Here is a 25477-nt window from a genome sequence, read left to right as displayed (position 1 = left end):
TCTGCGTTATTTTGTAAAAAACCCGGCTGAATTGCCGGGTTTTTTATTTTCAAACCTTGTAGAAATCGCGGTACCAGCCGACGAAGTTCTTCACCCCATCTTTAACCGAGGTTTGAGGTTTAAATCCGATCACCTCATAAAGCGCCTGGGTATCGGCACTGGTTTCCAGAACATCGCCTGGCTGAAGAGGTAGCATGTTTTTCTCTGCTTTTTTACCCAGCGCGTCTTCCAGGGCGGTAATGTAATCCATCAGTTCGACTGGCGAGCTGTTACCGATGTTGTAGACCCGGTAAGGCGCTGAGCTGGTCGCCGGGGAGCCGGTCTCAACGCTCCAGTTTGTGTCTGATTGAGGAATAACATCCTGCAGACGAATAATTGCTTCAGCGATGTCATCAATGTACGTGAAGTCGCGCTTCATCTTACCGTAGTTATAGACTTCGATGCTTTTGCCTTCAATGATCGCCTTAGTAAACTTAAACAACGCCATGTCCGGGCGTCCCCACGGACCGTACACGGTGAAGAAGCGCAGGCCGGTGGTCGGCAAGTTGTACAGATGCGAATAGGTGTGCGACATCAGCTCATTGGCTTTCTTGGTCGCGGCATAGAGTGAGACCGGGTGATCCACGGAATCGTCAGTGGAGAAGGGCATCTTGCGGTTGAGGCCGTATACTGAGCTGGACGAGGCATAAAGCAGGTGCTGCACGTTATTATGGCGGCAGCCTTCCAGCACGTTGAGATGGCCGATAAGGTTGGCATCTGCATACGCGTGAGGGTTTTCAAGAGAGTAGCGTACACCCGCCTGCGCGGCCAGATGAATCACACGATCAAACTTCTCACTGGCGAAAAGCGTGGCCATACCTTCCCGGTCAGCTAATTCCAGCTTGTGGAAGGTGAAACGCTCAGATTTTAACAGTTCCAGGCGCGCCAGCTTCAGGTTGACATCGTAGTATTCATTGAGGTTATCGATACCAACAACCTGATGACCAGCCTCAAGGAGGCGTTTACTGACATTCGCACCGATAAAACCTGCAGCGCCCGTGACTAAAAATTTCATAGCTTCCCTCATAAACCCTATTCTATAGATGCCGTAACGCATCACATGGCGTCTATGATAGCGCGAAGGGTGTAAGTTACATAACCCATCTTTCCGATATTACTCATCGGATTCTTATAGAAAAATCGCCAATAATAGATAAACTATACAAACTTAATTATGTTTGCCCTTTTTTTATCAGTTAGGGATTGTATGACGCAAAATAACAATAGCCAGGTCAGCCGAAGCAATGACCCGGAGCAAATTGATTTACTTGATTTAGTGCTGCAGCTGTGGCGTGGGAAGTGGGTGGTAGCAGCCTTTGTTGTTGTTTGTATCGCCCTGGCAATTGGATATTTATCCGTTGCTAAAGAAAAGTGGACCTCTAGTGCAATCATTGCACAACCTGACGCAGCTCAGATTGCCACCTATTCTAATGCGTTGAATATTCTGTACGGTACCGCCGCACCTACAATGACTGACAACCAAACGCGCGCTATCGGCCGTTTTAGCGCCTCATTCTCGGCATTGTCACAGGCGCTTGAAAATCAGGCTGAGCCTGAAAAACTGACGATTGAGCCCAAGGTTAAAGATCAGCCGCTCCCGTTAATTGTATCGTATACCAGTACATCGGCAGAAGCCGCGCAAAAGCAGCTAGCGCAGTACATTCAGCAGGTTGATGAGCAAACGGCTAAAGAACTCGCCGCTGACCTTAATGACAATATTAAGGAGCAGATAAAGACCCTGAACGATTCTCTGAAAAACCAGGAGAAGGTCGCTCAGGAACAGAAAGATCTGCGTATCAAACAGATTGCTGAGGCACTCAAGAACGCTGAAGCAGCGAAAATTACCTCGCCGCGCCTCCAGCAAACCCAGGAGGTGACTCAGGAAACCATGTTCCTGCTGGGAAGTGAGGGGCTGAAATCAATGATTGACAACGAAGCTTCTCTCCCGTTGGTCTTTCCCAGAGCTTATTACCAGACCAGGCGAAATCTGCTGGACATCCAGAATCTGAGCGTTAACCCGGACACGATCCACGTTTACCGTTATGTCATGAAGCCGGAACTCCCTGTGCGTCGTGACAGCCCGAAAAAAGCAATTACTCTTATTCTTGCTGTACTGCTGGGCGGGTTGCTTGGTTCCGGTTTTGTGCTTGGCCGCAACGCATTGCGCAACTACAAACCAAAAGCCTGATTTGCAGATAAAAAAAACCGGGGATATCCCCGGTTTTTTTATTTGTGCCGTTTGCGAAGATTTTCAATCACCGCCGTCAAATCCAGCTCCTGATCCTGCAGCAGCACCAGCAGGTGATACATCAGGTCCGACGCTTCATTCGTCAGCTCCTCGCGGTCATGCACCGTTGCGGCCAGCGCGGTTTCAACGCCTTCTTCTCCCACCTTCTGTGCGATGCGCTTGGTTCCGCTGGCGTACAGTTTCGCGGTATAGGAACTCTCGGGATCCGCAGTCTTACGCTCTGCCAGCAGCTGTTCCAGTTGATACAGGAACAACCACTGGTGGCTCGCCTCGCCGAAGCAACTGCTGGTACCTTTATGGCAGGTTGGACCGATTGGGTTTGCCAGCACCAGCAGGGTATCGTTATCGCAGTCAGGCGCCATGCTGACCACGTTCAGGAAATGACCCGAGGTCTCGCCTTTGGTCCACAGGCGTTGTTTGGTGCGCGAGAAAAAGGTGACTTTACCGCTGTCGAGCGTTTTTGCCAGCGCGTCCTGGTTCATATATCCCAGCATCAGCACTTCACCTGAAACAGCATGCTGTACAACTACCGGCAATAATCCGTCAGTCTTTTCCCAGTCCAGCTGCGCCTGTTGTTGCTCTGTTAACATACCCTGATCTCCACGCCCTGGTCGGCCAGGTACGTTTTTAACTCACCAATATTAATAATTTGTTTGTGGAACACGGACGCGGCCAGCGCGCCGTCCACGTTTGCATCGCGGAAGGCTTCAAGGAAATGCGCCATTGTGCCCGCGCCGCCGGAGGCGATCAGCGGCACATGGCACACGTCGCGCACTTTTTTCAACTGCTCGAGGTCATACCCGTTACGCACGCCGTCCTGGTTCATCATGTTGAGGACAATCTCGCCAGCGCCACGCTTCTGCACTTCCTGTACCCAGTCGAGCGTTTCCCACTGCGTCACGCGCGTGCGGTTTTCATCCCCGGTGTACTGGTTCACGTGGTACTTGCCCGTTGCGGCGTCATACCAGGTGTCGATCCCAACCACAATACACTGCACGCCAAAACGATCGGCGAGGCGGGTGATCAGCTCCGGGTCGGCCAGGGCAGGGGAGTTAATCGAAATCTTGTCGGCGCCAAACGAGAGAATTTTGGCGGCGTCGTCAGCGGACTTAATCCCGCCCGCCACGCAGAACGGAATGTCGATCACTTCCGCCACGCGTGCCACCCAGCTTTTATCGACCACGCGGCCATCGCTGGAGGCGGTGATGTCGTAAAAGACCAGCTCGTCGGCGCCTTCATCGGCATAGCGTTTTGCCAGCGGAACGATGTCGCCAATGATCTCGTGGTTGCGGAACTGCACGCCTTTCACGACCTGACCATCGCGTACGTCCAGGCAGGGGATTATCCGTTTTGCCAGCATTGAATCGCCTCCGTCACAGTAAATTTACCTTCCAGCAGGGCCCGGCCCACAATCACGCCCTGCACACCGGTACCGCGCAGCGCGGCCACGTCGCCGATATCACCGATACCGCCCGAAGACTGGAACGCTACCTGCGGATAACGCGCACAGACCTCTTCATACAGCGAGACGTTGGAGCCCGCCAGCGTCCCGTCGCGGGAGATGTCCGTACACAACACGTGCTTCAGGCCAACGGGCAGATAGATATCGACCAGCTCTTCCAGCGTCACGCCGGAGTTTTCCTGCCAGCCGCTAACGGCCACCTGCTTATTACCCTGTTCGTCAATACGTACGTCCAGCGCCAGCACCAGGGCATCGGCACCAAAGCGGCGGAACCAGCCTTTCACCGTCTCAGGATCTTTCACGGCGGTTGAGCCCACCACCACGCGGGCCACGCCAGCGTCCAGCAGCGCCGCGACGTCATCTTCCGTACGCACGCCGCCGCCGACCTGGACGGGCACATCAACGCCCGCAACAAGTTGTTTAAGCAGCGGGATCTGGCGTTTCGCCGGGTCTTTCGCGCCCGTCAAATCCACCAGGTGCAGTACCTGCGCACCCTGAGCGGCATAATCCTGCAGACGCGGCAGCGGGTCGTTTCCGTAGTCGCGCTGCTGGCCGTAATCGCCCTGATGCAGACGGACAACTGTACCGTCAATTAAATCTAACGCGGGAATAATCATCACATCTCCAGGAAGTTTTTCAGCAGCTGCGCGCCAGCGGCGCCAGAGCGCTCCGGGTGAAACTGCACGCCGAAGAAATTATCTTTCTGTACGGCCGCCGTAAACGCCTCGCCGTAGGTGCACTGGGCGATCGTATTCACGTTCACCGGCATGGCGTAGCTGTGCACGAAGTAAAAATACGCGCCGTCTTCGATGCCGCGAAACAGCCGGTCGCCCGCTTTGGCGTAGACGCGGTTCCAGCCCATATGCGGCAGAGGCAGGCCGCGATCGGTCATTTTCGGCACGTCTTCATCAATAATGCCCAGCAGGTCAACGCCGTTGCTCTCTTCGCTGCGGCGGCCCAGGATCTGCATGCCCAGACAAATGCCCAGCACCGGCTGGGTACAGGCTTTGATCAGGCCGACCAGCTCTCGTTCGCGAATCTGATCCATCGCCGCCTGCGCGGTGCCCACGCCCGGTAAAAAGAGTTTGTCGGCGCGCAGCACCACGTCCGGGTCACGGCTTACCACCGGCTCATAGCCGTGGCGCGCAATGGCCGATTTCACGGAGTTCAGGTTGGCGCATCCGGTATCCAGAATGACCACGTTCATTACAGCACTCCTTTCGATGAAGGCAGGGCGTCACCTTCCACGCGAATTGCCTGGCGCAGGGTACGGCCAAAGGCTTTAAAGAGACTCTCCACGCGGTGGTGGTCGTTCTTGCCCTTGGTCTTCAGGTGCAGCGTCAGGCCCATGGTGTAGGACAAGGAGCGGAAGAAATGCTCCACCATTTCGGTGCTCAGATCGCCCACGCGCTGGTAGGTGAAATCAGCTTTGTATTCCAGGTGCGGACGGCCGGAGATGTCCATCGCGCAGCGCGCCAGACACTCGTCCATCGGCAGGACAAAGCCGAAACGGTTAATGCCGCGCTTGTCGCCGAGCGCCAGCTTCAGGGCTTCACCCAGCGCCAGGCCGGTATCTTCCACGGTGTGGTGATCGTCTATGTAGAGATCGCCTTTTACCGTAATTTCCATGCGGAAACCGCCGTGGGTGGCAATCTGGTCCAGCATGTGATCGAAGAAACCGACGCCGGTGTGGATCTTGCTGCCGCCTTCACGGTCCAGCCAGACCTTCACATCAATCTGCGTCTCTTTGGTGTTGCGCTCTACGTGGGAATAGCGGTCGCGTTTTGTCAGCTGCTCGCCAATCTTCGCCCAGTTCAGGTTGTTGCGGTCGTAGCGCAGCCCCGCGATGCCCATGTTTTCCGCCAGCGTGATATCGGTGATGCGATCGCCGATGACATAGCTGTTGGTTTTATCCAGCGCATCTTCAGCCAGGTAGCGCTCTACCAGCTTCACCTTTGGCTTACGGCAGTCACACTCGTCGGCCGGCATGTGCGGGCAAATCAGCACTTCATCAAATACCACGCCCTGAGAGGTTAGCACCTGCATCATCAGATTATGCGGGCCGTCAAAGTCCGCCTGCGGGAAGCTGTCGGTACCCAGACCATCCTGGTTGGTGATCATCACCAGCTTAAAGCCTGCTTTTTGCAGCTTGAGCAGCACCGGGATCACGTCCGGTTCAAAAGCCAGCTTGTCGAATCGGTCGACCTGAAAATCGGCTGGTGGCTCCGAAATAAGGGTGCCGTCACGATCGATGAAAAGGATCTTCTGGGTCATACTTTCTCCGCTTTCAGGGCGTCAATCACGCGCTGGCTCTCTGCACGGGTGCCTACGGTAATGCGCAGGCACCCGCTCAGAGAAGGTTGTTTATTCTGGTCTCGTAAGATAATGCCCTGATCCCATAAAGATTTAAATACGGCACTCGATGCGGTGAAGCGCACCAGGATGTAGTTAGTTTCCGAGTCGAATACCTGCTCCACGCAAGGGATATCCTTCAGGGCGGTCACCAGATACTGACGTTCCTCCAGGATTTGCGCCACGCGCTCGCGCATCGCGTTGATCCCCTGAGGCGTCAGCGCCTGTGCCGCAATATCGGCAACCGGCGTCGAGAGCGGGTACGGGGCGATCACTTTCAGCAGCAGGTCGATGACCTCTTTATTCGCCAGGGTGAATCCGCAGCGCAGACCCGCAAGGGCAAAGGCTTTTGACAGCGTACGCAGCACCACCAGGTGTGGATATTCTTCCAGCCAGCCAGCCAGCGTCGCCTGCGGGCAAAACTCGATGTAGGCTTCGTCTGCCACCACCAGAGCTTTACCGCGCGTCATCTCCAGCAGGGTGCGGATATCCTGCGGGTTGATAATCTGTCCGGTCGGGTTGTTCGGGCTACAGACAAATACCACTTTTACCCCATCGAGATTGTCGGCGATCCCCTGAAGATCCAGCTGCCAGTTCTCCAGCGCCTGCACGTTGCGACACGCTACGCCGAAGGTTTCCGCGCTGACGCTGTACATGCCGTAGGTAGGCTGGCAGTACATCACCGCGTCTTTGCCCGGCTCGCAGAAGGCGCGGATCAGCAGTTCAATGCCCTCATCCGCGCCGCGGCTGACCAGCACCTGCTCTGGCTTCACGCCCGCGTAATGCGCGTAGTTTTCAATAACGGCCTTTGGCTGACACTCCGGATAGCGGTTCAGCGTTTGCTGCGACAGTTCAAACTGCACCGCCGTCGGGAATTCGTTGGCGTTCAGCCAGACATCCCCTTTACCGCCCAGACGACGCGCCGACTGGTAAGGCGTCAGACGACGGACATTTTCGCGGGCTAACTCTTCAATGTTCATGCTTGCTCCTTCAGGGCTGCAACGCGCAGCGTAACGGCATTTTTGTGGGCGGTCAGCCGCTCGGCGGCGGCCAGGGTTTCAATAGTAGACGCCAGTGACGCAAACCCTTCGCGGGAGAGCTCCTGCACGGTCATGCGTTTCTGGAAATCCGCCAGGCCCAGGCTCGAACAGGTAGAGGTGTAGCCATACGTGGGCAGCACGTGGTTGGTGCCGGAGGCGTAATCGCCCGCGGACTCCGGTGACCAGTCGCCGAGGAACACCGAGCCCGCGCTGGTAATGCTGTCAACCAGATCGCGCGCGTTGCGGGTCTGAATGATCAGGTGTTCCGGGCCGTACTGGTTGGAGATGGTAATACACTGGTCCAGGTCGCGCGCCACAATCAGGCGGCTGGCCGCTAGCGCCTGACGTGCCGTGTCGGCGCGGGGCAGGTCGGCAAGCTGGCGCTCAACGGCTTCGCCCACGCGTTTCGCCATATCGGCGTCCGGCGTTAGCAGGATGACCTGCGAGTCCGGGCCGTGTTCCGCCTGAGAAAGCAGGTCGGAGGCCACGAAGTCCGGCGTTGCGCCGCTGTCGGCAATCACCAGCACTTCAGACGGGCCGGCAGGCATATCGATGGCCGCGCCGTCCAGACGCTGGCTGACCTGTCGCTTGGCTTCGGTCACGTACGCATTGCCCGGGCCAAAAATTTTGTCGACCTTCGGAATGGATTCCGTGCCGAACGCCAGTGCCGAAATCGCCTGCGCGCCGCCCACTTTATAGACCGCCTGCACGCCGCAGAGCTTCGCCGCATAGAGGATCTCGTCGGCAATCGGTGGCGGTGAGCACAGCACCACTTTCTGACACCCGGCAATTCGCGCGGGTGTCGCCAGCATCAGTACGGTGGAGAAAAGCGGGGCAGAGCCGCCAGGGATATAGAGGCCAACGGACGCAACCGGGCGCGTGACCTGCTGGCAACGCACGCCGGGCAGGGTTTCGACATCCACGGTCTGCAGCTTTTGCGCGGTGTGGAAGGTATCAATGTTTTTCACCGCGATGGCCATCGCCTGCTTGATATCGTCACCCAGACGATTGCTGGCATCAATGATTTCCTGCTCGGTAACCTGTAATGCACCGACTTCCGTCTTGTCAAACTTCGCGCTGTATTCACGCAGCGCGTCATCGCCACGGGCTTTGACGTTATCCAGGATCTCCGCCACGGTGCGTGAGATGCTCTCAGAGGCGGAAATCGCCGGGCGCATCAGTAGCTCGCGCTGCTGTGCGTCGCTACAGGTATTCCAGTCGATGATTGTGTTAAAGCTCATGGCCATTACTCCATCATCTTCTCAATAGGCAGCACCAGGATGGAGCTTGCGCCCAGCGCCTTCAGTTTTTCCATGGTTTCCCAGAACAGGGTTTCGCTGCTCACCATGTGCATCGCCACGCGCTGCTGATCGCCCGCCAGCGGCAGGATGGTTGGACGCTCAGCGCCCGGCAGCAGGGCAATCACTTCATCCAGACGCTCGGTTGGGGCGTGCATCATGATGTATTTGGACTCACGAGCCTGAATCACGCCCTGAATGCGGGTCAGCAGCTTGTCGATCAGCTGCTGCTTGGCGTCGGCCATGTCGCCGTCGCGCTGAATCAGGCACGCTTTAGAGCGGTAGATCACTTCCACTTCGCGCAGACCGTTGGCTTCCAGCGTCGCGCCGGTAGAGACGAGGTCACAGATGGCGTCCGCCAGACCCGCACGCGGCGCCACTTCAACGGAGCCGTTCAGCAGGCAGGATTTAAACTGCACGCCTTTCTGGTCGAGATAACGCTTTAACAGGTGAGGGTAAGAGGTGGCGATACGTTTGCCGTTCAGCGCGGCCGGGCCGTCCCACGCTTCGTCAACCGGCGTAGCCAGCGACAGGCGGCAGCCGCCGAAGTCCAGACGACGCAGGGTGAAATAACGCGGATCTTCGCCCTGCGCGCGGCGGGTCAGAAGCTCTTCTTCCAGCACGTTTTCCCCGATAATGCCGAGGTCAACGACGCCATCCATGACCAGGCCGGGAATATCGTCATCACGCACGCGCAGAATGTCGATGGGCATGTTTTCAGCCAGAGCAATCAGGCGCTGGGTGTGCAGGTTAATTTTAATCCCGCAGCGGGCCAGCAGTTCGCGTGAGTCATCGCTCAAACGGCCTGATTTTTGAATAGCTATGCGTAAGCGTGAGTTATCTAACATTCTTTATTCCTCGTTAACCTGTTTTAACCTGTCTGAATTTGGTCCAAAAAAAAGCCCCCGGAAGAAGATCTTCCGGGGGCTTTTTCATGCGTTCATGCACCACTGGAAGATCCAAACGTCTTCCAGCACACATCGCCTGAAAGACTAGTCAGGATGATGGTGATGATGGTGGTGTTTAAATTGAACGCGTGTCATATAAATTCTCGATGAATGCTTATTCATTTGATGTCTTTTAACCTAAACCAGTTGTACGACATATTGCAAGGGCTTTTTTTGATCATTAATTCATTTCATATTGATGCTATGAATTGTGTGTTCTGCCGGGCTGGCGTAGCCTTATAAAAGACGAGTGAGAGTCAGGAGAATTCGCATGAAAAAGGTCGCAATTGTCGGTTTAGGGTGGCTGGGAATGCCGCTGGCGATGTCATTAGCCGCGAAAGGCTGGCAGGTGACCGGGAGCAAAACCACGGCGGATGGGGTAGAGGCAGCGCGCATGTGCGGTATTGATGGCGTTGAGCTGCGCCTTGAACCGGAGCTGGTGTGTGATGCTGACGATCTGGACACGCTGATGAACGTCGATGTGCTGGTGATCACGCTCCCCGCGCGGCGCAGTGGCCCGGGCGAGTCGTTTTATCTGCAGGCGATGCAGGAGATCGTCGACAGCGCGCTGGCGCACCATGTTCCGCGCATCATTTTTACCAGCTCGACGTCGGTGTATGGCGAAGTTGAGGGCGTGGTGAAAGAGAGTTCCGAGCGCCGTCCCGTGACGGCGAGCGGTCAGGTTCTGAAAGAGCTGGAAGACTGGCTGCATAATCTTCCCGGCACGCAGGTCGATATTGTCCGTCTGGCGGGGCTGGTGGGCCCTGGCCGCCATCCGGGACGCTTTTTTGCCGGTAAGTCTGCGCCAGACGGCCAGCATGTCGTCAATCTTGTTCATCTTGACGATGTTGTTGCTGCGATTGAGCTACTCTTACAGGCTCCGAAAGGTGGACACATCTATAATATATGTGCACCTTCTCATCCGGCACGCAGCACGTTTTACCCGCTGATGGCACGTCAGCTGGGCCTGGCTCCGCCGGTTTTTGGTGAGGCAAAGGATGACAGCAAAGGCAAAATTGTTGATGGCAATCGCATTTGTCATAAGCTGGGGTTTGAGTATCAGTATCCCGATCCGCTGGTGATGCCCATGGAATAAGACCCGCAGCGGAGACGATCGCGCACCAGAAGGGGGCGAGCATGAAACCGCTGCTGGATGTTCTTATTATTCTGGATGCTCTGGAAAAAGAGGGGAGCTTTGCCGCTGCGTCAGCAAAGCTCTACAAAACCCCATCTGCGTTGAGCTATACCGTTCAAAAACTGGAAAGCGATCTCAATATCCAGATCCTCGATCGCACCGGGCACCGCGCACGTTTCACCCGTACCGGACAGATGCTGCTGGAAAAAGGCCGTGAAGTCCTCCATACCGTTCGTGAACTCGAAAAGCAGGCCGTAAAACTCCATCAGGGGTGGGAAAACGAGCTGGTTATTGGCGTGGATGATACCTTTCCGTTTTCTCTCCTGACGCCGCTGATTGAAGCCTTTTATCAACACCACAGCGTGACCCGGCTTATTTTTATCAACGGCGTGCTGGGGGGCTCCTGGGATGCCTTAACGCAGGGCAGGGCGGATATCTTTGTCGGTGCGCTCCATGAGCCTCCCCAGCTGAGTGATTTTGGTTTTGCCCGGCTGGGCGTGCTGGAGCAGGTATTTGCCGTGGCGCCCCATCACCCGCTGGCTCAGGAACCCGAGCCGCTTAACCGTCGCGTGATTAAAGGCTATCGCGCCATCGTGGTCGGGGACAGCTCTCGTCCGGAATGCTCGGTCTCCTCGCAGCTGCTTGATGAGCAGGAGGCCATTACCGTTTTCGACTTTAAAACCAAGCTGGAACTGCAAATAAGCGGCCTGGGCTGCGGCTATTTACCGCGCTATCTGGCGCAGCGGTTTATTGACAGCGGCGCGCTTGTTGAAAAACAGGTACTTGCTCAAAGCAGTAATGAATCGGTGTGGGTAGGCTGGAATGAACAAACTGCCGGGCTTGCAAGCGCCTGGTGGCGAGACGAGATTTTAGCAAATAGTGCTATCGCCGCCGTTTACTCTCAGCCCGACGTCCAGAAATCAGCCAGTTAGTAAAAAGAAAATTGTCCCATGCTTTGCAAAGTATTGCCTTTTGTATCCGATGTGGGGCAAAATGCGGCCGCTGCAACCAAATGAATAATCGACGATATAAAAGGCGTCGGTTATTTTTTTTTGCATGTACGAAACGAAACTAAAAACCAAGAGGCCGGGCTTCGTACCGGATAGATATTTACTAAAATCCGACAGTTGTTGTCGCTGAGGAAGAAAGAAATGGGGCAATTTTTCGCTTACGTGGCGGTTATCACCGTAAAGGAGAATAACTATGTCGCATAACGCAACTCCAAACACCTCTCGCGTGGAATTACGTAAAACGCTTACGTTGATTCCGGTTGTTATGATGGGCCTTGCCTATATGCAACCGATGACGCTGTTCGATACATTCGGTATCGTATCAGGCCTCACAGACGGTCATGTGCCGACGGCTTATGGCTTCGCGCTGATTGCGATCCTCTTTACCGCGCTGAGCTATGGTAAACTGGTGCGTCGCTATCCGTCTGCTGGTTCCGCCTACACCTATGCCCAGAAATCCATCAGCCCGACTGTTGGCTTTATGGTGGGCTGGTCTTCGCTGCTCGACTACCTGTTCGCGCCGATGATCAACATTCTGCTGGCAAAAATTTATTTTGAAGCGCTGGTGCCGTCGATTCCATCCTGGATGTTCGTCGTGGCGCTGGTGGCCTTTATGACCGCCTTTAACCTGCGCAGCATTAAGTCCGTTGCCAACTTTAACTCCGTTATCGTTGTGCTTCAGGTTGTCCTGATTGCCGTTATTCTTGGCATGGTGATTTACGGCGTGTTCCACGGCGAAGGCGCCGGCACTCTGGCGAGCAGCAAGCCGTTCTGGTCTGGTGATGCCCATGTGATCCCGATGATTACCGGGGCAACCATTCTGTGCTTCTCCTTTACCGGTTTTGACGGCATCAGCAACCTGTCTGAAGAAACGAAAGACGCAGAGCGCGTGATCCCTCGCGCCATCTTCCTGACGGCGCTGATTGGCGGTCTGATCTTTATTTTCTCGACCTATTTCCTGCAGCTGTACTTCCCGGATATCTCTCGCTTTAAGGATCCGGATGCATCTCAGCCGGAAATCATGCTCTATGTGGCGGGTAAAGCGTTCCAGGTTGGCGCGCTGATCTTCTCCACCATTACCGTACTGGCGTCCGGTATGGCCGCGCATGCAGGCGTTGCGCGTCTGATGTACGTGATGGGCCGCGATGGCGTATTCCCGAAAAGCTTCTTCGGTTACGTTCATCCAACCTGGCGTACTCCGGCGATGAACATCATTCTGGTCGGTGCCATTGCGCTTCTGGCGATTAACTTTGACCTGGTGATGGCAACGGCGCTGATTAACTTCGGTGCGCTGGTGGCGTTCACCTTTGTTAACCTGTCGGTTATCTCTCAGTTCTGGATCCGTGAAAAGCGTAACAAGACGCTGAAAGATCACTTCCAGTATCTGTTCCTGCCGATGTGCGGTGCCCTGACCGTGGGCGCGCTGTGGGTTAACCTGGAAGAGAGCTCTATGGTGCTTGGCCTGATTTGGGCGGGTATCGGCCTGATTTACCTGGCCTGCGTCACGAAGAGCTTCCGTAACCCGGTTCCTCAGTACGAAGACGTCGCGTAATGACTCGCCGGGTGGCGCTTGCCCGGCCTACAAAACGACACACCCGTTGGCCTGTGCCAGCGGGCAAAAAAAAGCCGGAGACATCGCCTCCGGCTTTTTTTATACCGCTCGCTCAGACAATCTCTTGAGCGTACTGGAACAGGGATTTCAACAGCGCCTGTTTCTCAGCATTCCCCTCATACTGGCCATAAAGCATTTCCAGCTCCTGGGCATAGCTATTAAGGAACTCAGGGGTAAAGACATTGCGACGGTGCTGCAGCCAGCGTTCCTGCTCTGCCTCGTCCAGCGTGCCGGGGAAATTACGTGCGCGGTAGTTAAACATCAGCTTTTCGATGCGTTTATCGGCGAAAGTAATATCCAGCGCCGGTAAGTTACGCGGCTCGGTTTGCAGAACGATATTCATCGCCGCGCGGTCGGCATCGCTGAAGAAGCCGTTGTAGAGCTGGGCATCCACGTTTTCAGACGGCACGAACGGCTCCGCCTCGGCAAAGATAGCAACTACTTTCTCGCGCACCTGCGGGTTATCGCGCAGCACTTTCAGGTTATCGAGGCAGCGCTGACGGTTAATGCCCAGTCTGTCCGCATCTTCCGGGCGCAGCGTATTCGCCTGCGCGAGTACCGGACATTTATTGATATGCACCAGTTTGACCGGCACCGCGGGCAGATCGCCGAGTTCATTTTTCGGGGTATAGAGCCGTTCGCGCAGGGTATCGCTGTCGAGCTCCAGCAGCGGCGAAATATCGCCAGCTAAATCCACCATGATGACCGCATTACGGTTGTCCGGATGCCAGGCCAGCGGGGCGACCCAGCTGGTATTACCGCGCCAGGCGCCAAACATGCCGGAGATATGCACCAGGGGTTTCATCTGCGGTACGTCGATAAGGGTCATGAGCTTCTGCTTGCTGCGGTGGCTCAGCAGATACTCAAACAGCCGGGGCTGCGCGTTTTTCACCAGCTTCGCCATGGCAATGGTGGCATAGACGTCCGCCATCGCGTCGTGGGCATTGCTGTGCTCGATGCCGTTGGCGCGCGTCAGGTGTTCTAGCCGGAAGCTGGTCAGCCCTTCCTCGTTTTCCGGCCAGTTAATGCCCTCAGGACGCAGGGCATAACAGGCGCGCATGATGTCGAGCAAATCCCAGCGTGAATTGCGGTTCTGCCAGCTCCAGGCATAGGGATCGTAGAAGTTGCGATAGAAGATGTTGCGCGTTACTTCGTCATCGAAGCGGATGTTGTTGTAACCGACCACGCAGGTATTGGGGACGGTAAACAGATCGTGGATGCGTCGGGCGAATTCTGCCTCGTTAACGCCTTTCTCGCGCGCTTCCTGAGGCGTGATCCCGGTGACCATGACCGCCCCGGGCTGCGGCAGGTAGTCATCAGCCGGTTTGCAGTAAAAGACCTCAGGCTCGCCAATAATGTTGAATTCGTCGTCGGTACGGATGGCGGCAAACTGCGCCGGTCGGTCCAGCGCCGGGTGCGTGCCAAAGGTTTCGTAGTCATGGAATAAAAAAGTCGGGCGAGCGGCAGAGTCAGACACCAGTAATACCATCCTGTTAAAAAATGACGTCACTATGGTAAACGATCGTGCGGTTCAGACCGAATAAAAAGCACCGCCGTCGAGCAAATTTGCGCGCCAGCTTCAGAGAAAAATCTGTGCTCTGTCACATTTTTTTGCAATTAAGCCAGGTAACGACATCAGAACTCCCGTAAAAAGGTCATCGATTTTTAATGACCTGAGGATATACCGTTGAAACGCCGTCTGTTTATTGCTGTTTCTTTACTCGCTTCGAGTGTCTCATCTGCTTTTGCGGCCGAACCACTGGATTTTTCGCCGCAGCCTCCGGCCATTCAGGCTGGCTCCTGGGTGCTGATGGACTACACGACTGGTCAGATCTTAACGGCGGGCAACGAACATCAACAACGTAATCCGGCGAGCCTGACCAAGCTGATGACGGGGTATGTGGTTGATCGGGCCATTGATAGCCATCGCATTACGCCGGACGACATTGTCACCGTCGGGCGTGACGCGTGGGCAAAAGGCAACCCGGTTTTTGACGGCTCATCGCTGATGTTCCTGAAAGAGGGCGATCGCGTCTCCGTGCGTGATTTAAGCCGCGGTCTGATTGTCGATTCCGGCAACGACGCCTGCGTGGCGCTGGCCGATCACGTGGCGGGCGGTCAGCCGCAGTTTGTGAAGATGATGAACGACTACGTGCAGAAGCTGAACCTGCGCGATACGCACTTTGAAACCGTCCACGGGCTGGACGCGCCGGGCCAGCACAGCTCGGCCTATGACCTGGCCGTACTCTCCCGGGCCATCATTCACGGCGAGCCTGAGTTTTATCATATGTACAGCGAAAAGAGCCTGACCTGGAACGGGATCACCCAGCAAAACCGTAACGGCCTGCTGTGGGATAAAACCATGAACGTGGACGGGCTTAAAACGGGGCACACCTCGGGGGCGGGCTTTAACCTGATTGCGTCCGCCGTTGACGGCCAGCGCCGTTTAATCGCGGTGGTGATGGGGGCGGACAGCCCGAAAGGCCGTGAGGACCAGGCCCGAAAACTGCTGCACTGGGGGCAGCAGAACTTCGATACGGTGCAAATCCTGCATAGCGGTAAAAAAGTGGGGACAGAGCGTATCTGGTACGGCGATAAGGAGCAGGTGAAACTGGGCACCGACCAGGACTTCTGGCTGGCCTTGCCGAAAGCGGAAGTGCCGAACATCAAAGCCAAATACGTGCTGGATAAAAAAGAGCTGGAAGCGCCGATTGCTGCGCATCAGCGGGTCGGGGAGATCCAGCTCTATGACCGTGACAAGGTGGTGGCGCACTGGCCGCTGGTGACGCTGGAAGCCGTTGATAAGGGCGGACTGTTCTCTCGCATGAGCGATTATCTCCACCACACGCTTTAACTGCTGATGGGCGGACTGGCAGGGTTGCGAGTCTGCTCACATAATAAACACTCCTCGTTTGCCGATAATAGTAATCCAGCTTTATAGTGTATAAATATACAGTAATAAATGGAGGCAGCATGGACTACAGCATCAAGCAGCAACAGAAACGTAAGATTGCCGGTTTTCATTTGGTCGGACCGTGGGAACAAACGGTTAAACAGGGCTTTGAACAGCTAGTGATGTGGGTGGACGGGCGCCACATTGAGCCGCTGGAGTGGGTTGCGGTCTACTACGATAACCCCGATGAGGTCCCGGCAGAAAAACTGCGCTGCGATACGGCCGTTACGGTGCCGGACGATTTCGTTATTCCGGAAAACAGCGAAGGCGTCATGATGACGGAAATCGCGGCCGGGGATTATGCCGTGGCGACGGCGCGCGTGGAAAACTACGACTTCGCCACGCCGTGGTATCAGTTCTTCAACTCTCTGCAGCAGGACAATAAGTACCAGATGGCGCTTAAACCCTGCTTCGAACGCTATCTCAATGACGGTAATGCAGACGGCTACTGGGATATCGAAATGTATATTGCGGTAGAGCATAAAACGGCTTAAGCCTGCTAAATGAAGGGTTTTTCAGCCGGGAGCGAGCCGCCCGGCTGAAAACACAGTACAATTGTGATTTGCCGTGTAGCTGGAGAGCGGGTGTGCGTCCCGACAAATCATTAACCCCTTTTGAAATTCGCTTGTACAAACATTACCGCGTGGTGCACGGGTGCCGCATCGCGCTGGCGTTCGTATTGACGTTTGTACTGGTCCGTTTGCTTGATGTTCCGGAAGGGACGTGGCCGCTGATCACCCTGGTGGTGGTGATGGGGCCCATCTCGTTTTGGGGGAACGTTGTTCCGCGCGCCTTTGAGCGAATTGGCGGGACGGTTTTAGGCTCGGCCCTTGGGCTTATTGCCCTGAAGCTGGAGCTCATCTCATTTCCCGTGATGCTGGCATGGTGCGGGGCCGCCATGTTCCTGTGCGGCTGGCTGGCGTTGGGCAAAAGACCGTATCAGGCCTTGCTGATTGGGATTACTCTCGCGGTAGTTGTCGGTGCGCCCGCCGGGGATATGACCACGGCGCTGTGGCGAAGCGGGGATGTTATCCTGGGGTCACTGCTGGCCATGCTCTTCACCGGTATCTGGCCGCAGCGCGCTTTTCTGCACTGGCGTATTCAGATGGCGAACTACGTCACCGCCTTTAACCGCGTCTATCAGGCCGGTTTTTCTCCGAATCTGGTCGAGCGTCCCCGGCTGGAAAAGCATCTGCAAACGATCCTCAACGACGTGGTCAAAATGCGCGGCCTGATCACGCCCGCCAGCAAAGAAACCCGTATTCAGAAATCGATTTTCGAAGCCATCCAGACGGTAAGCCGCAATCTGGTCTGCATGCTTGAACTGCAAATCAACGCCCACTGGGCCTCGCGTCCCAGCCATCTGTTGATGCTTAACGCGCAGACTCTCAAAGAGACTCAGCAGATGACGCAGCAAACGCTGTTGACCATTGCCCATGCGCTCTATGAAGGGAATCCGCAGCCGATACTGGCCAACAGCGAGCGGCTGAATGAGATCGTTGCGGAGCTGAAGCAGTTAATCAATGAACGCCAGAGCGATAACGTTGCGGAAACGCCTATTCATGGCTACGTCTGGCTGAGCATGGAACTGGCGCGGCAGCTTGAGCTGTTATCGCACCTTATTTGCCGGGCGCTGCGCAAATAAAAGGCGTATGTGACGGCTGCTGCTTCGATTCAGCAGCAATTGGGGTTATGATAGCTTTAAACGATATACTCATTGTCATTCGCAGCCGCTGTCAGTAAGGTTATTGTTACAACGGTTGCCTTAACGAATCCGAATCTCACATTATCAGGGGTGTAAAAATGGAAACTACCAAGCCTTCGTTCCAGGATGTTCTGGAATTCGTCCGCCTGTTCCGGCGCAAAAACAAGCTGCAGCGTGAAATCCAGGACGTTGAGAAGAAGATCCGTGACAACCAGAAACGTGTTCTGCTGCTCGACAACCTGAGCGACTACATCAAGCCAGGTATGAGCGTTGAAGCTATTCAGGGCATCATCGCCAGCATGAAGAGCGACTATGAAGACCGCGTTGATGACTACATCATCAAAAACGCTGAGCTGTCCAAAGAGCGTCGTGACATCTCTAAAAAGCTGAAAGTGATGGGCGAAATCAAAAACGGCGAAGCAAAAAGCGAGTAATCGCAGCGAATAGTGAAAAAGGCTCTCTGGTGACAGAGAGCCTTTTTTTATGACTCAGAACGCGGCTGTAGCTGATAAATCCAGGCCTGAACCTGCTTGCCTTCAAGGGTGGTCACCGTGACCTCAACCCGATCGTAGCCGTCTTCAAATTCGTCCAGCATTTGCCAGTGTGCGGCAAGGTTATCTGAGATAAACAGATAGCCTTCGACGCGGGGGCCGTCAGGGTGGAGCACAATTCCCGGGAAGTCCGCCGCGGCGCCCCAGCCGCGTTCGTAAAACGTGCCGGATACGGAACCGGCCAGCCATTCGCCGCCGATGTTTTCAAGAATATGCGCATTAGCGTGGCCCGGGCGCAGCGTGCCGTAGACAAACAGAGCGTTCATTTTCCCTCATCCGCAAAGCAAAAAGCCTGCTTTAAAAGCAGGCTTTTTAAATTTGGCTCCTCTGACTGGACTCGAACCAGTGACATACGGATTAACAGTCCGCCGTTCTACCGACTGAACTACAGAGGAATCGTTGTGGAGGCTTATCTTAGCGGCGAAAAAACTTTTGTCAAACCTGATCTTAGGGAAAACCGACTGGTTGCTGATTCTGTCATCAGTTTGTTGTAAATCCACACATCTTTTTCTGGAAAATACTTTGCAGGATTAGCATTTGTCCCCCATCATTTGAAATGGAGTTTCAACTTTTCTCGCTAAGGTCCATTTTGAACGTCACTGCCTCCTTACGCCAGGCGATAACGCGCACGCCGTGGTATGCAAAACGTAAAAGCTATCGTGTCCTGTTCTGGCGTGAAATCACCCCTCTTGCCGTGCCTATCTTCCTGGAAAATACCTGCGTTCTGTTGATGGGGGTCCTGAGCACCTTCCTGGTGAGCTGGCTGGGGAAAGAGGCGATGGCAGGGGTTGGGCTGGCGGACAGCTTTAACATGGTGGTGATCTCGTTCTTTGCCGCCATAGACCTCGGGACGACGGTGGTGGTGGCCTTTAGCCTCGGCAAGCTTGATCCCAAACGTGCACGCGAGGCGGCCCGCCAGTCGCTGATGATCATGACCATTTTTTCGATCGTTCTGGCGGCGGTGATCCACTATTTCGGTAAAGAGATTATCGATTTTGTCGCCGGAGAGGCCACTAACGAGGTTAAAGACCTGGCGCTGACCTACCTGGAAATGACCGTCTTAAGCTATCCGGCGGCGGCCATTGCGCTGATTGGCAGCGGTGCGCTGCGCGGGGCGGGCAACACCAAAATTCCGCTGCTGATCAACGGCGGGATGAATATCCTGAATATCATTATCAGCAGCGTGCTGATCTACGGCGTGTTCTCGTGGGAGGGGTTGGGGTTCGTCGGTGCCGGACTGGGGTTAACCATTTCACGCTATATCGGTGCGGCAGCCATCATCGGGGTGCTGATGGCGGGGATTACCCCCTCGCTGCGTCTGACGCTAAAAAGCTATTTCCGCCCCTTTAATTTCGCCATTATCTGGGAAGTGATGGGCATCGGCATTCCCGCGAGCATTGAATCGGTATTGTTCAACGGCGGGAAGCTGCTCACGCAGATGTTTGTCGCCGGGATGGGCACCGACGTTATCGCCGGTAACTTTATCGCCTTCTCTATTGCCTCGCTGATTAACCTGCCGGGTAACGCGCTGGGTTCAGCATCCACCATTATTACGGGTAAGCGGCTCGGGAAAGGGCAGATAGGCCAGGCGGAGCGGCAGCTGCGGCACGTGTTCTGGCTGTCGACCATTGGGCTGACGCTGATCGCCTGGGGAACCGCGCCGTTTGCCGGGCTGATGGCCTCGTTCTATACCCACGAAGACGACGTTAAAGAGGTTGTTAAGATCCTCATCTGGCTCAACGCGGCCTTTATGCCCATCTGGGCAGCCTCATGGGTATTACCCGCCGGGCTGAAAGGGGCGCGCGATGCCCGCTTTGCGATGTGGGTATCGATGCTCGGCATGTGGGGATGTCGCGTTGTCGCGGGGTATACGCTCGGGGTGATGCTCGGATGGGGGGTGATCGGCGTCTGGCTGGGGATGTTCCTCGACTGGGCCGTGCGGGGTGCGCTGTTCTACTGGCGGATGGTCAGCGGACGCTGGCTGTGGAAATATCCGCGAAAAAATGCCTGACAATTGCGCGAAGTGGAGAATAATTCGGCAAACGATCGGAAATGTGCATTCTGCCTTTGACATCCCGGGGGAGCATCGATAATATGCGCCCCGTTCACACGATTCCTCTGTAGTTCAGTCGGTAGAACGGCGGACTGTTAATCCGTATGTCACTGGTTCGAGTCCAGTCAGAGGAGCCAAATTTAAAAAGCCTGCTTTTAAAGCAGGCTTTTTGCTTTTCTGCATCTGGTAAAATTGTCGGGTGGCGGCTTCGCCTTACCCGACCTACGGGATTGTAGGCCCGGTAAGCGCAGCGCCACCGGGCAACCAACAAGCCGCACTATCGATCCAAACCAATCGGCGCCGTCGCCTCAACCAGCCACTCACGCGCATCGCTATTCACCAGAGGTGAAAGCACCTCGCGAACCTGCCGGTGATACGCATCCAGCCACTGCTTTTCCTGCTCGCTCAGCAGATGCAGCTCAACCTGACTTAAGTCGATCGGGATCAGCGTCAGCGAGGCAAATTTGCAGAAACCCGGACGGCTCTCCACAATCTCCACCTGGTTTTCAATACGAATACCGTGGCTGTCGCCCAGATAGTAGCCCGGCTCGATAGTCATGATATTGCCCGCCACCAGCGGCCACGGGTTAACCTTTTTGGCGATGCGATGCGGGTTCTCGTGGATCAGCAGCTGGTGCCCCACGCCGTGTCCCGTGCCGTGATCGTAATCCAGCCCCATCTCCCACAGCGGGCGACGCGCAAACGCATCCAGCTGATGCCCCTGAGTCCCAGAAGGGAACTGCAGGGTAATGAGCGACAGGAAGCCTCTCAGCACGGCAGTGTAGTGCAGGCGCTGCTGCGGATCGACGTTACCCCACGCCAGCGTGCGCGTGGCATCGGTGGTGCCATTAGCATACTGACCTCCGGAATCGTTCAGGTAAAAATGGTCATGGCCGATGGGCTTATTGCTGGCCTCGCTCGAATGGTAGTGGCACATCGCCGCATTGCTCGAAGAGGCGGAGATGGTTGCAAAACTCTGCTCGATGAACCCGGGCTGCTGTTGACGGAACGCAAGCTGCTGCGCCTGCGCGTCCAGCTCGGTGAGCGGTTGTCCTGCCGCCTCGCGCCGCGGCACTTCGCGGCTCAGCCAGGCGAGGAAGTTGACCCACGCGGCCCCGTCCCGGTGATGGCACTCGCGATAACCTGCCAGCTCGACCGGGTTTTTAGTCGCTTTCATCAGGGTGATGGGATCGGTCCGCCAGACAATTTCTCCCCGTGGTTCAACGGCGAAGCGCAGGGCAACCGGCGCGGAATCGGCATCAATCATCACCCGTTTGCCTACGGCAATCTGCTGGCAGCGTTCAATAAAGGTATCCTGCGGCGCAATGGTGAACGCATTGCGCACACCGTCAGGCAGGGCGCTGAGCTTATTGTCGTTAACAAACCACTCAACGTGACCGTCACGACCGAGAAGGGCAAAGGAGAGCGGTACCGGGCTGTAAGGGATATCCGCACCGCGGACGTTTAACAGCCAGGCGATGTTATCCGGCAGGGTGACGGCGAGATAATCGGCATTGTTTGCGGCCAGCACGGCGGCGACGCGCTGACGTTTGTCCGCGCTGCGTTCACCGCTGTGTTCAACCGGCATCTCACGGATAAGCCCCGCCGGTGCGGCAGGGCGATCGGTCCACAAGGTGTCAAACTGCGAGACCTTCAGCGGCACCAGCTCGCACGGCGTGGCAGACAGTTGCTCAAACTCCGCGTTGGTCATCAGCAGCGCGTCAAAACCGATGCGCGTTCCTGCCTCAACGTTTTCTGCCAGCCATTCCGCCAGCGGCTCGTTGTGCAGGTGGTGGATCTCAACCTCATCCGTATTGACCTGAACGCGCGCCTGAACCTGATAGCGCCCGTCGACGAACAGCAGCGCTTTGTTTTTCAGCACCAGCGCCACGCCGGCCGAACCGTCAAAGCCCGTCAGCCAGGCCAGCTTTTCGTCGTAAGGCGCGCAGTATTCGCTCTGCCAGGCATCCGCCCGCGGGACGATCATCCCGTCGAGATGGCTGGCCTCAAGCCAGTGGCGCAGGGCAGAGAGCGGTGATGTGCTGGACATTGTTTTTCCTTATCGTGATTAGCGGAACGGCGGCTCGTTGAAGGTGCGCAGCTTGCGCGAATGCAGCTTGTCGCCCTCCGCGCGAAGTAAATCAATCGCACGAATACCAATCTGCAGATGCTCAGAGATAGCCCCTTCGTAGAAACGGTTGGCCTGGCCCGGCAGCTTAATTTCACCGTGCAGCGGCTTATCGGAGACGCACAGCAGCGTGCCGTAAGGAACGCGGAAGCGATATCCCTGCGCGGCAATGGTGGCGCTCTCCATATCGATCGCCACCGCGCGGCTCAGGTTGAACCGCAGCGCGGAGGCGGAGTAGCGCAGCTCCCAGTTGCGGTCATCCGTTGTGACGACCGTACCGGTGCGCAGGCGCTGTTTAACCTCTTCGCCCGGCATGCCGCTGACCTCTTTGGTGGCGTCATACAGCGCGCGCTGTACTTCGGCGATGCTCGGGATTGGGATATCCGGCGGCAGGACCGCATCAAGCACGTGATCATCGCGCAGATAGGCGTGGGCCAGCACGTAGTCGCCAATCAGCTGGCTTTCACGCAGGCCGCCGCAGTGGCCAATCATCAGCCACACGTCCGGGCGCAGTACCGCCAGATGGTCGCAGATGGTCTTGGCATTTGACGGGCCAACGCCGATGTTAATCAGCGTGATGCCCTGACCGTCGGCGGTGATCAGGTGCCAGGCGGGCATCTGGTGTTTTTTCCACGCCAGGTCGGAAATGGCCTGCTCGGGCGCTTCGGTTTCAGCGGTGATCCAGATCCCGCCCGCGCAGGACAGCGCGATATACGGGCTCTCCGGGTCGAGGATCTGGCTGCAGCCCCAGCGGACAAACTCGTCGACGTAGCGGGTATAGTTGGTAAAGAGCACGAACGGCTGGAAATGTTCGACTGGCGTACCGGTGTAGTGGCGCAGGCGCGCCAGAGAGAAATCGACCCGTCGGGCATCAAAGTGCGACAGGGGAGAAAATTCTGCCGGGTGATAAATCCCGTCGGCCGTCTCATCGCCAATCTGTGAAAGTTCCGTCGTCGGGAAGTGGCGGGTCAGCCCCGCGCTCATGGAGCGGTCGAGGGTTAACGCCGAACCGTCAATCACGTACGGATACGGGATCTCATGCTGCGAGGGCTCAACGGCAATGTGCGCGCCGTAATCCTGGTACAGCAGCGTGAGTTGTTCTTCAAGATACGGGCGGAACAGCGCAGGGCGGGTGACGGTGGTGCTGTAGCAGCCGGAGTGGGTAAAGCGCGCGTAGGCGCGGGTTTTGGGATTACTGCTGGCGCTGCCGTCCCAGGTCACAGAGAGCGATGGATAAACAAAAAGGCCCTCTGTTCTGGCCTTTTGGTCGGGAAGTTTCCCTGTTTCGATATATTCGCTGATGGCGCCGCGCAGCGCGTTGACGGACTGTTCATACAGCGCGTCGAGTTTTTCCAGCGCCTGAGCCGGGGTCAGGCTGGAGCCCTTATTATTCATCTCTGTCTCCTTGTTCCACAGGTGTGCGACTCTACCCGATAGTATGTCACACGCCTGTGAAACAAAAGGGAGATCAGCCGTGGCTTGTCTCTTTCATCAGCAGCGCCGTCGTCGCCGACAGCAGGCAACCGGCCAGCAGATAAATCGCCACGCTGTGCCAGTTGCCGCCGGAGAAGGTCACCAGCGCGGCGGCAATAAACGGCGTAAATCCGCCGCCGACCACGCTTGCCACCTGGTAGCCCACGCCCGCGCCGCTGTAGCGGTAGCTTGCGCCAAACAGCTCGGTGAACATCGGCTGCTGCACGCAGACCACCATATCGTGAGCGATGTTGGCGAGCATGATGGCGAAGAAGACAATCCAGAAGATCGACTGCGCCTCGAGCGCCATAAAGAATGGCCAGGCACTGAGGGTGCCAATCAGCGCCCCGGTGATGTAAACGCGACGGCGGCCAAACCTGTCCGCCAGCCAGGCGAAGCAGGGGATAGTCAGACAGCTGATCCCGCCGACCAGCAGGCCAATATTCAGGAACAGCTCGCGCGGCAGACCAAGGTTCTGCGTCGAGTAGTTCAGGGCAAACGCGGTGACGATATACATCGTCAGCAGCTCGCACAGGCGCAGGGCGATAATTTTCAGAAAAGCGCCAGGATGCCGGACGAGGGCTTCCATGACCGGAAGACGTCTGTTCTTGGCCGGTTTTTCCTGCTGCTTTTCGAACTCAGCCGACTCCTCCATCCCGTTACGGATCCACAGCGCGGTAATGACCAGCACGATGCTGAAGATGAACGGAATGCGCCAGCCCCAGCTCAGGAACTGCTCGTCGGTGGTGAGCTGGCTGATTAGCGATACCAGACCGGTGGAAAGCAGCAGGCCCACGCCGTACCCCACCTGTACGCCGCTGCTGTAAAACGCTTTCTTATTTTTCGGCGCGCTCTCTACGGACAGCAGCGCCGCACCGCCCCATTCGCCGCCTACGGCGAAGCCCTGGATGGCGCGCAGGGTGACCAGCAGTACCGGCGCCCACCAGCCGATAGAGGCAAACGAGGGGAGAATACCGATCAGCGCGGTGGCGATCCCCATCATCCAGACGGTGAGCATCAGCATGCGCTTGCGGCCGAGTCGGTCACCGAAGTGGCCGAAGATCACACCGCCCAGTGGGCGAAACAGAAAGCCGACCCCGAAGGTGGCAAACGCGGCGAGCGTGCCCATCGCGGGGCTGACCTGGGGAAAAAACTCGCGGTTAAACACCAGGGCGGCAGTGATGCCGTAAAGTAGAAAATCATACCAGTCGACGACGGCACCCGCGAAGCTGCCTAAGGCTGCGCGGCGGGCACGATTGAGCGAAGGTGTCTCCTCGTTGGGACGATCGGAGATGAGGGTGGAGTCCATAGTTGTCCTGTCCGTACTGATTTTTTAATTATTGGTATAAGAAAAGGTCACTCACATAGCGGCCGTCATATAAACGGAACCTATGAGACTACCGCGACAGAACGCCTGAGAAAACGTTTTTATCTTTCCGGATGGTGCTGAATAAATAAATTTCATCCCCAC

25 protein-coding genes, 2 tRNA genes and 1 other annotated feature are annotated in these 25477 nt (G+C 56.3%); of the genes, 11 read left to right on the top strand and 16 right to left on the bottom strand.

Going from position 1 to position 25477, the window contains the following annotated elements:
- Nucleotides 1-49: 49 nt before the first annotated feature.
- Nucleotides 50-1054 (bottom strand): NAD-dependent epimerase, encoded by a 1005-nt coding sequence (locus USF70_RS09940; RefSeq protein ID WP_320735591.1) that lies wholly within the window; start codon nt 1052-1054, stop codon nt 50-52.
- Nucleotides 1055-1246: 192 nt separating this feature from the next.
- Between USF70_RS09940 and wzzB the strand changes: the two genes are divergently transcribed.
- Complete coding sequence (gene wzzB / locus USF70_RS09935) at nt 1247-2227, top strand: LPS O-antigen chain length determinant protein WzzB (RefSeq protein ID WP_320735590.1); 981 nt, start codon at nt 1247-1249, stop codon at nt 2225-2227.
- A 38-nt stretch (nt 2228-2265) separates the two neighbouring features.
- On the opposite strand, the gene hisIE is transcribed toward wzzB, so the two are convergent.
- The 9 genes from hisIE to hisL all read right to left on the bottom strand — a co-directional run bounded on the left by hisIE (nt 2266) and on the right by hisL (nt 9482).
- The gene (gene hisIE / locus USF70_RS09930) at nt 2266-2877 is read right to left on the bottom strand and encodes a bifunctional phosphoribosyl-AMP cyclohydrolase/phosphoribosyl-ATP diphosphatase HisIE (RefSeq protein WP_214576585.1); all 612 of its coding nucleotides are present in this window, start codon (nt 2875-2877) and stop codon (nt 2266-2268) included.
- Entirely contained in the window at nt 2871-3647 is a 777-nt protein-coding gene (gene hisF, locus USF70_RS09925; RefSeq protein WP_320735589.1) for an imidazole glycerol phosphate synthase subunit HisF, read from the bottom strand. The genes hisIE and hisF overlap by 7 nt, the downstream gene beginning before the upstream one ends.
- Nucleotides 3629-4366: a 1-(5-phosphoribosyl)-5-[(5-phosphoribosylamino)methylideneamino]imidazole-4-carboxamide isomerase gene (gene hisA / locus USF70_RS09920; protein ID WP_094934016.1), complete on the bottom strand. Its 738-nt coding sequence runs from the start codon at nt 4364-4366 to the stop codon at nt 3629-3631. Before hisA ends, hisF begins: the two co-directional genes overlap by 19 nt.
- Complete coding sequence (gene hisH / locus USF70_RS09915; RefSeq protein WP_217073189.1) at nt 4366-4956, bottom strand: imidazole glycerol phosphate synthase subunit HisH; 591 nt, start codon at nt 4954-4956, stop codon at nt 4366-4368. The genes hisA and hisH overlap by 1 nt, the downstream gene beginning before the upstream one ends.
- Nucleotides 4956-6023: a bifunctional histidinol-phosphatase/imidazoleglycerol-phosphate dehydratase HisB gene (hisB, locus tag USF70_RS09910; protein ID WP_032636078.1), complete on the bottom strand. Its 1068-nt coding sequence runs from the start codon at nt 6021-6023 to the stop codon at nt 4956-4958. Before hisB ends, hisH begins: the two co-directional genes overlap by 1 nt.
- Nucleotides 6020-7081, bottom strand: coding sequence for a histidinol-phosphate transaminase (gene hisC, locus USF70_RS09905; protein ID WP_320735588.1), 1062 nt, complete (start codon nt 7079-7081; stop codon nt 6020-6022). Before hisC ends, hisB begins: the two co-directional genes overlap by 4 nt.
- Nucleotides 7078-8382 carry a histidinol dehydrogenase gene (gene hisD / locus USF70_RS09900; RefSeq protein WP_064672957.1) on the bottom strand — a complete coding sequence of 435 codons (1305 nt, stop codon included), beginning with the start codon at nt 8380-8382 and terminating at the stop codon, nt 7078-7080. The genes hisC and hisD overlap by 4 nt, the downstream gene beginning before the upstream one ends.
- 5 nt (nt 8383-8387) lie before the next feature.
- Nucleotides 8388-9287 (bottom strand): ATP phosphoribosyltransferase, encoded by a 900-nt coding sequence (gene hisG / locus USF70_RS09895; RefSeq protein WP_028018500.1) that lies wholly within the window; start codon nt 9285-9287, stop codon nt 8388-8390.
- A 45-nt stretch (nt 9288-9332) separates the two neighbouring features.
- Nucleotides 9333-9456, bottom strand: a sequence feature (His leader region).
- Nucleotides 9432-9482: a his operon leader peptide gene (gene hisL, locus USF70_RS09890; protein ID WP_001364200.1), complete on the bottom strand. Its 51-nt coding sequence runs from the start codon at nt 9480-9482 to the stop codon at nt 9432-9434. Its footprint overlaps the feature before it by 25 nt.
- Nucleotides 9483-9657: 175 nt before the next feature.
- Between hisL and USF70_RS09885 the strand changes: the two genes are divergently transcribed.
- The 4 genes from USF70_RS09885 to plaP all read left to right on the top strand — a co-directional run bounded on the left by USF70_RS09885 (nt 9658) and on the right by plaP (nt 13083).
- A complete protein-coding gene (locus USF70_RS09885) occupies nt 9658-10482 on the top strand; it encodes an SDR family oxidoreductase (RefSeq protein ID WP_320735587.1) in 825 nt (274 codons plus the stop codon).
- Between the two features lie 41 nt (nt 10483-10523).
- Nucleotides 10524-11453 carry a LysR substrate-binding domain-containing protein gene (locus tag USF70_RS09880; RefSeq protein ID WP_096151385.1) on the top strand — a complete coding sequence of 310 codons (930 nt, stop codon included), beginning with the start codon at nt 10524-10526 and terminating at the stop codon, nt 11451-11453.
- A gap of 219 nt (nt 11454-11672) precedes the next feature.
- The gene (gene yoeI / locus USF70_RS09875) at nt 11673-11735 is read left to right on the top strand and encodes a membrane protein YoeI (RefSeq protein ID WP_099458931.1); all 63 of its coding nucleotides are present in this window, start codon (nt 11673-11675) and stop codon (nt 11733-11735) included.
- Nucleotides 11725-13083, top strand: coding sequence for a putrescine/proton symporter PlaP (plaP, locus tag USF70_RS09870; RefSeq protein ID WP_023312362.1), 1359 nt, complete (start codon nt 11725-11727; stop codon nt 13081-13083). Before yoeI ends, plaP begins: the two co-directional genes overlap by 11 nt.
- A gap of 112 nt (nt 13084-13195) precedes the next feature.
- Here plaP and sbcB read toward each other — a convergent pair whose 3' ends face one another.
- Entirely contained in the window at nt 13196-14632 is a 1437-nt protein-coding gene (gene sbcB / locus USF70_RS09865; protein WP_414464677.1) for an exodeoxyribonuclease I, read from the bottom strand.
- 198 nt (nt 14633-14830) lie between these two features.
- On the opposite strand from sbcB, the gene dacD reads away from it, so the two are divergent.
- The 4 genes from dacD (at nt 14831) to USF70_RS09845 (ending at nt 18235) form a co-directional block, all read left to right on the top strand.
- Nucleotides 14831-15997, top strand: a complete 1167-nt coding sequence (dacD, locus tag USF70_RS09860) for a serine-type D-Ala-D-Ala carboxypeptidase DacD (protein WP_032658759.1) — start codon at nt 14831-14833, stop codon at nt 15995-15997.
- 119 nt (nt 15998-16116) lie between these two features.
- Nucleotides 16117-16590: a DNA gyrase inhibitor SbmC gene (gene sbmC, locus USF70_RS09855; RefSeq protein WP_320735586.1), complete on the top strand. Its 474-nt coding sequence runs from the start codon at nt 16117-16119 to the stop codon at nt 16588-16590.
- Nucleotides 16591-16682: 92 nt separating this feature from the next.
- Nucleotides 16683-17741, top strand: coding sequence for an FUSC family protein (locus USF70_RS09850; protein WP_033145945.1), 1059 nt, complete (start codon nt 16683-16685; stop codon nt 17739-17741).
- 158 nt (nt 17742-17899) lie between these two features.
- Entirely contained in the window at nt 17900-18235 is a 336-nt protein-coding gene (locus USF70_RS09845; protein WP_008499467.1) for a DUF496 family protein, read from the top strand.
- Between the two features lie 47 nt (nt 18236-18282).
- Here USF70_RS09845 and USF70_RS09840 read toward each other — a convergent pair whose 3' ends face one another.
- Both USF70_RS09840 and USF70_RS09835 read right to left on the bottom strand, forming a co-directional pair.
- Nucleotides 18283-18618: a gamma-glutamylcyclotransferase family protein gene (locus tag USF70_RS09840; protein ID WP_096151388.1), complete on the bottom strand. Its 336-nt coding sequence runs from the start codon at nt 18616-18618 to the stop codon at nt 18283-18285.
- 53 nt (nt 18619-18671) lie between these two features.
- Nucleotides 18672-18747, bottom strand: a tRNA-Asn gene (locus USF70_RS09835).
- 161 nt (nt 18748-18908) lie between these two features.
- On the opposite strand from USF70_RS09835, the gene emmdR reads away from it, so the two are divergent.
- Together emmdR and USF70_RS09825 are read left to right on the top strand one after the other, a co-directional pair.
- Nucleotides 18909-20363 carry a multidrug efflux MATE transporter EmmdR gene (emmdR, locus tag USF70_RS09830; protein WP_126796522.1) on the top strand — a complete coding sequence of 485 codons (1455 nt, stop codon included), beginning with the start codon at nt 18909-18911 and terminating at the stop codon, nt 20361-20363.
- A 103-nt stretch (nt 20364-20466) separates the two neighbouring features.
- Nucleotides 20467-20542, top strand: a tRNA-Asn gene (locus USF70_RS09825).
- A 140-nt stretch (nt 20543-20682) separates the two neighbouring features.
- Here USF70_RS09825 and USF70_RS09820 read toward each other — a convergent pair.
- From USF70_RS09820 to shiA, 3 genes are all read right to left on the bottom strand, one after another.
- Nucleotides 20683-22455, bottom strand: a complete 1773-nt coding sequence (locus tag USF70_RS09820) for an aminopeptidase P family protein (protein ID WP_320735585.1) — start codon at nt 22453-22455, stop codon at nt 20683-20685.
- An 18-nt stretch (nt 22456-22473) separates the two neighbouring features.
- Nucleotides 22474-23928 (bottom strand): AMP nucleosidase, encoded by a 1455-nt coding sequence (locus USF70_RS09815; RefSeq protein WP_023312354.1) that lies wholly within the window; start codon nt 23926-23928, stop codon nt 22474-22476.
- Nucleotides 23929-24001: 73 nt separating this feature from the next.
- A complete protein-coding gene (gene shiA / locus USF70_RS09810; RefSeq protein WP_320735584.1) occupies nt 24002-25315 on the bottom strand; it encodes a shikimate transporter in 1314 nt (437 codons plus the stop codon).
- Nucleotides 25316-25477: the final 162 nt, after the last annotated feature.

This window comes from Enterobacter sp. 237C8 (genome assembly GCF_034106865.1).
In the GTDB taxonomy this organism is placed as follows: Bacteria; Pseudomonadota; Gammaproteobacteria; order Enterobacterales; family Enterobacteriaceae; genus Enterobacter; species Enterobacter asburiae_B.
This window is presented reverse-complemented; position numbering and strand designations above follow the sequence as displayed.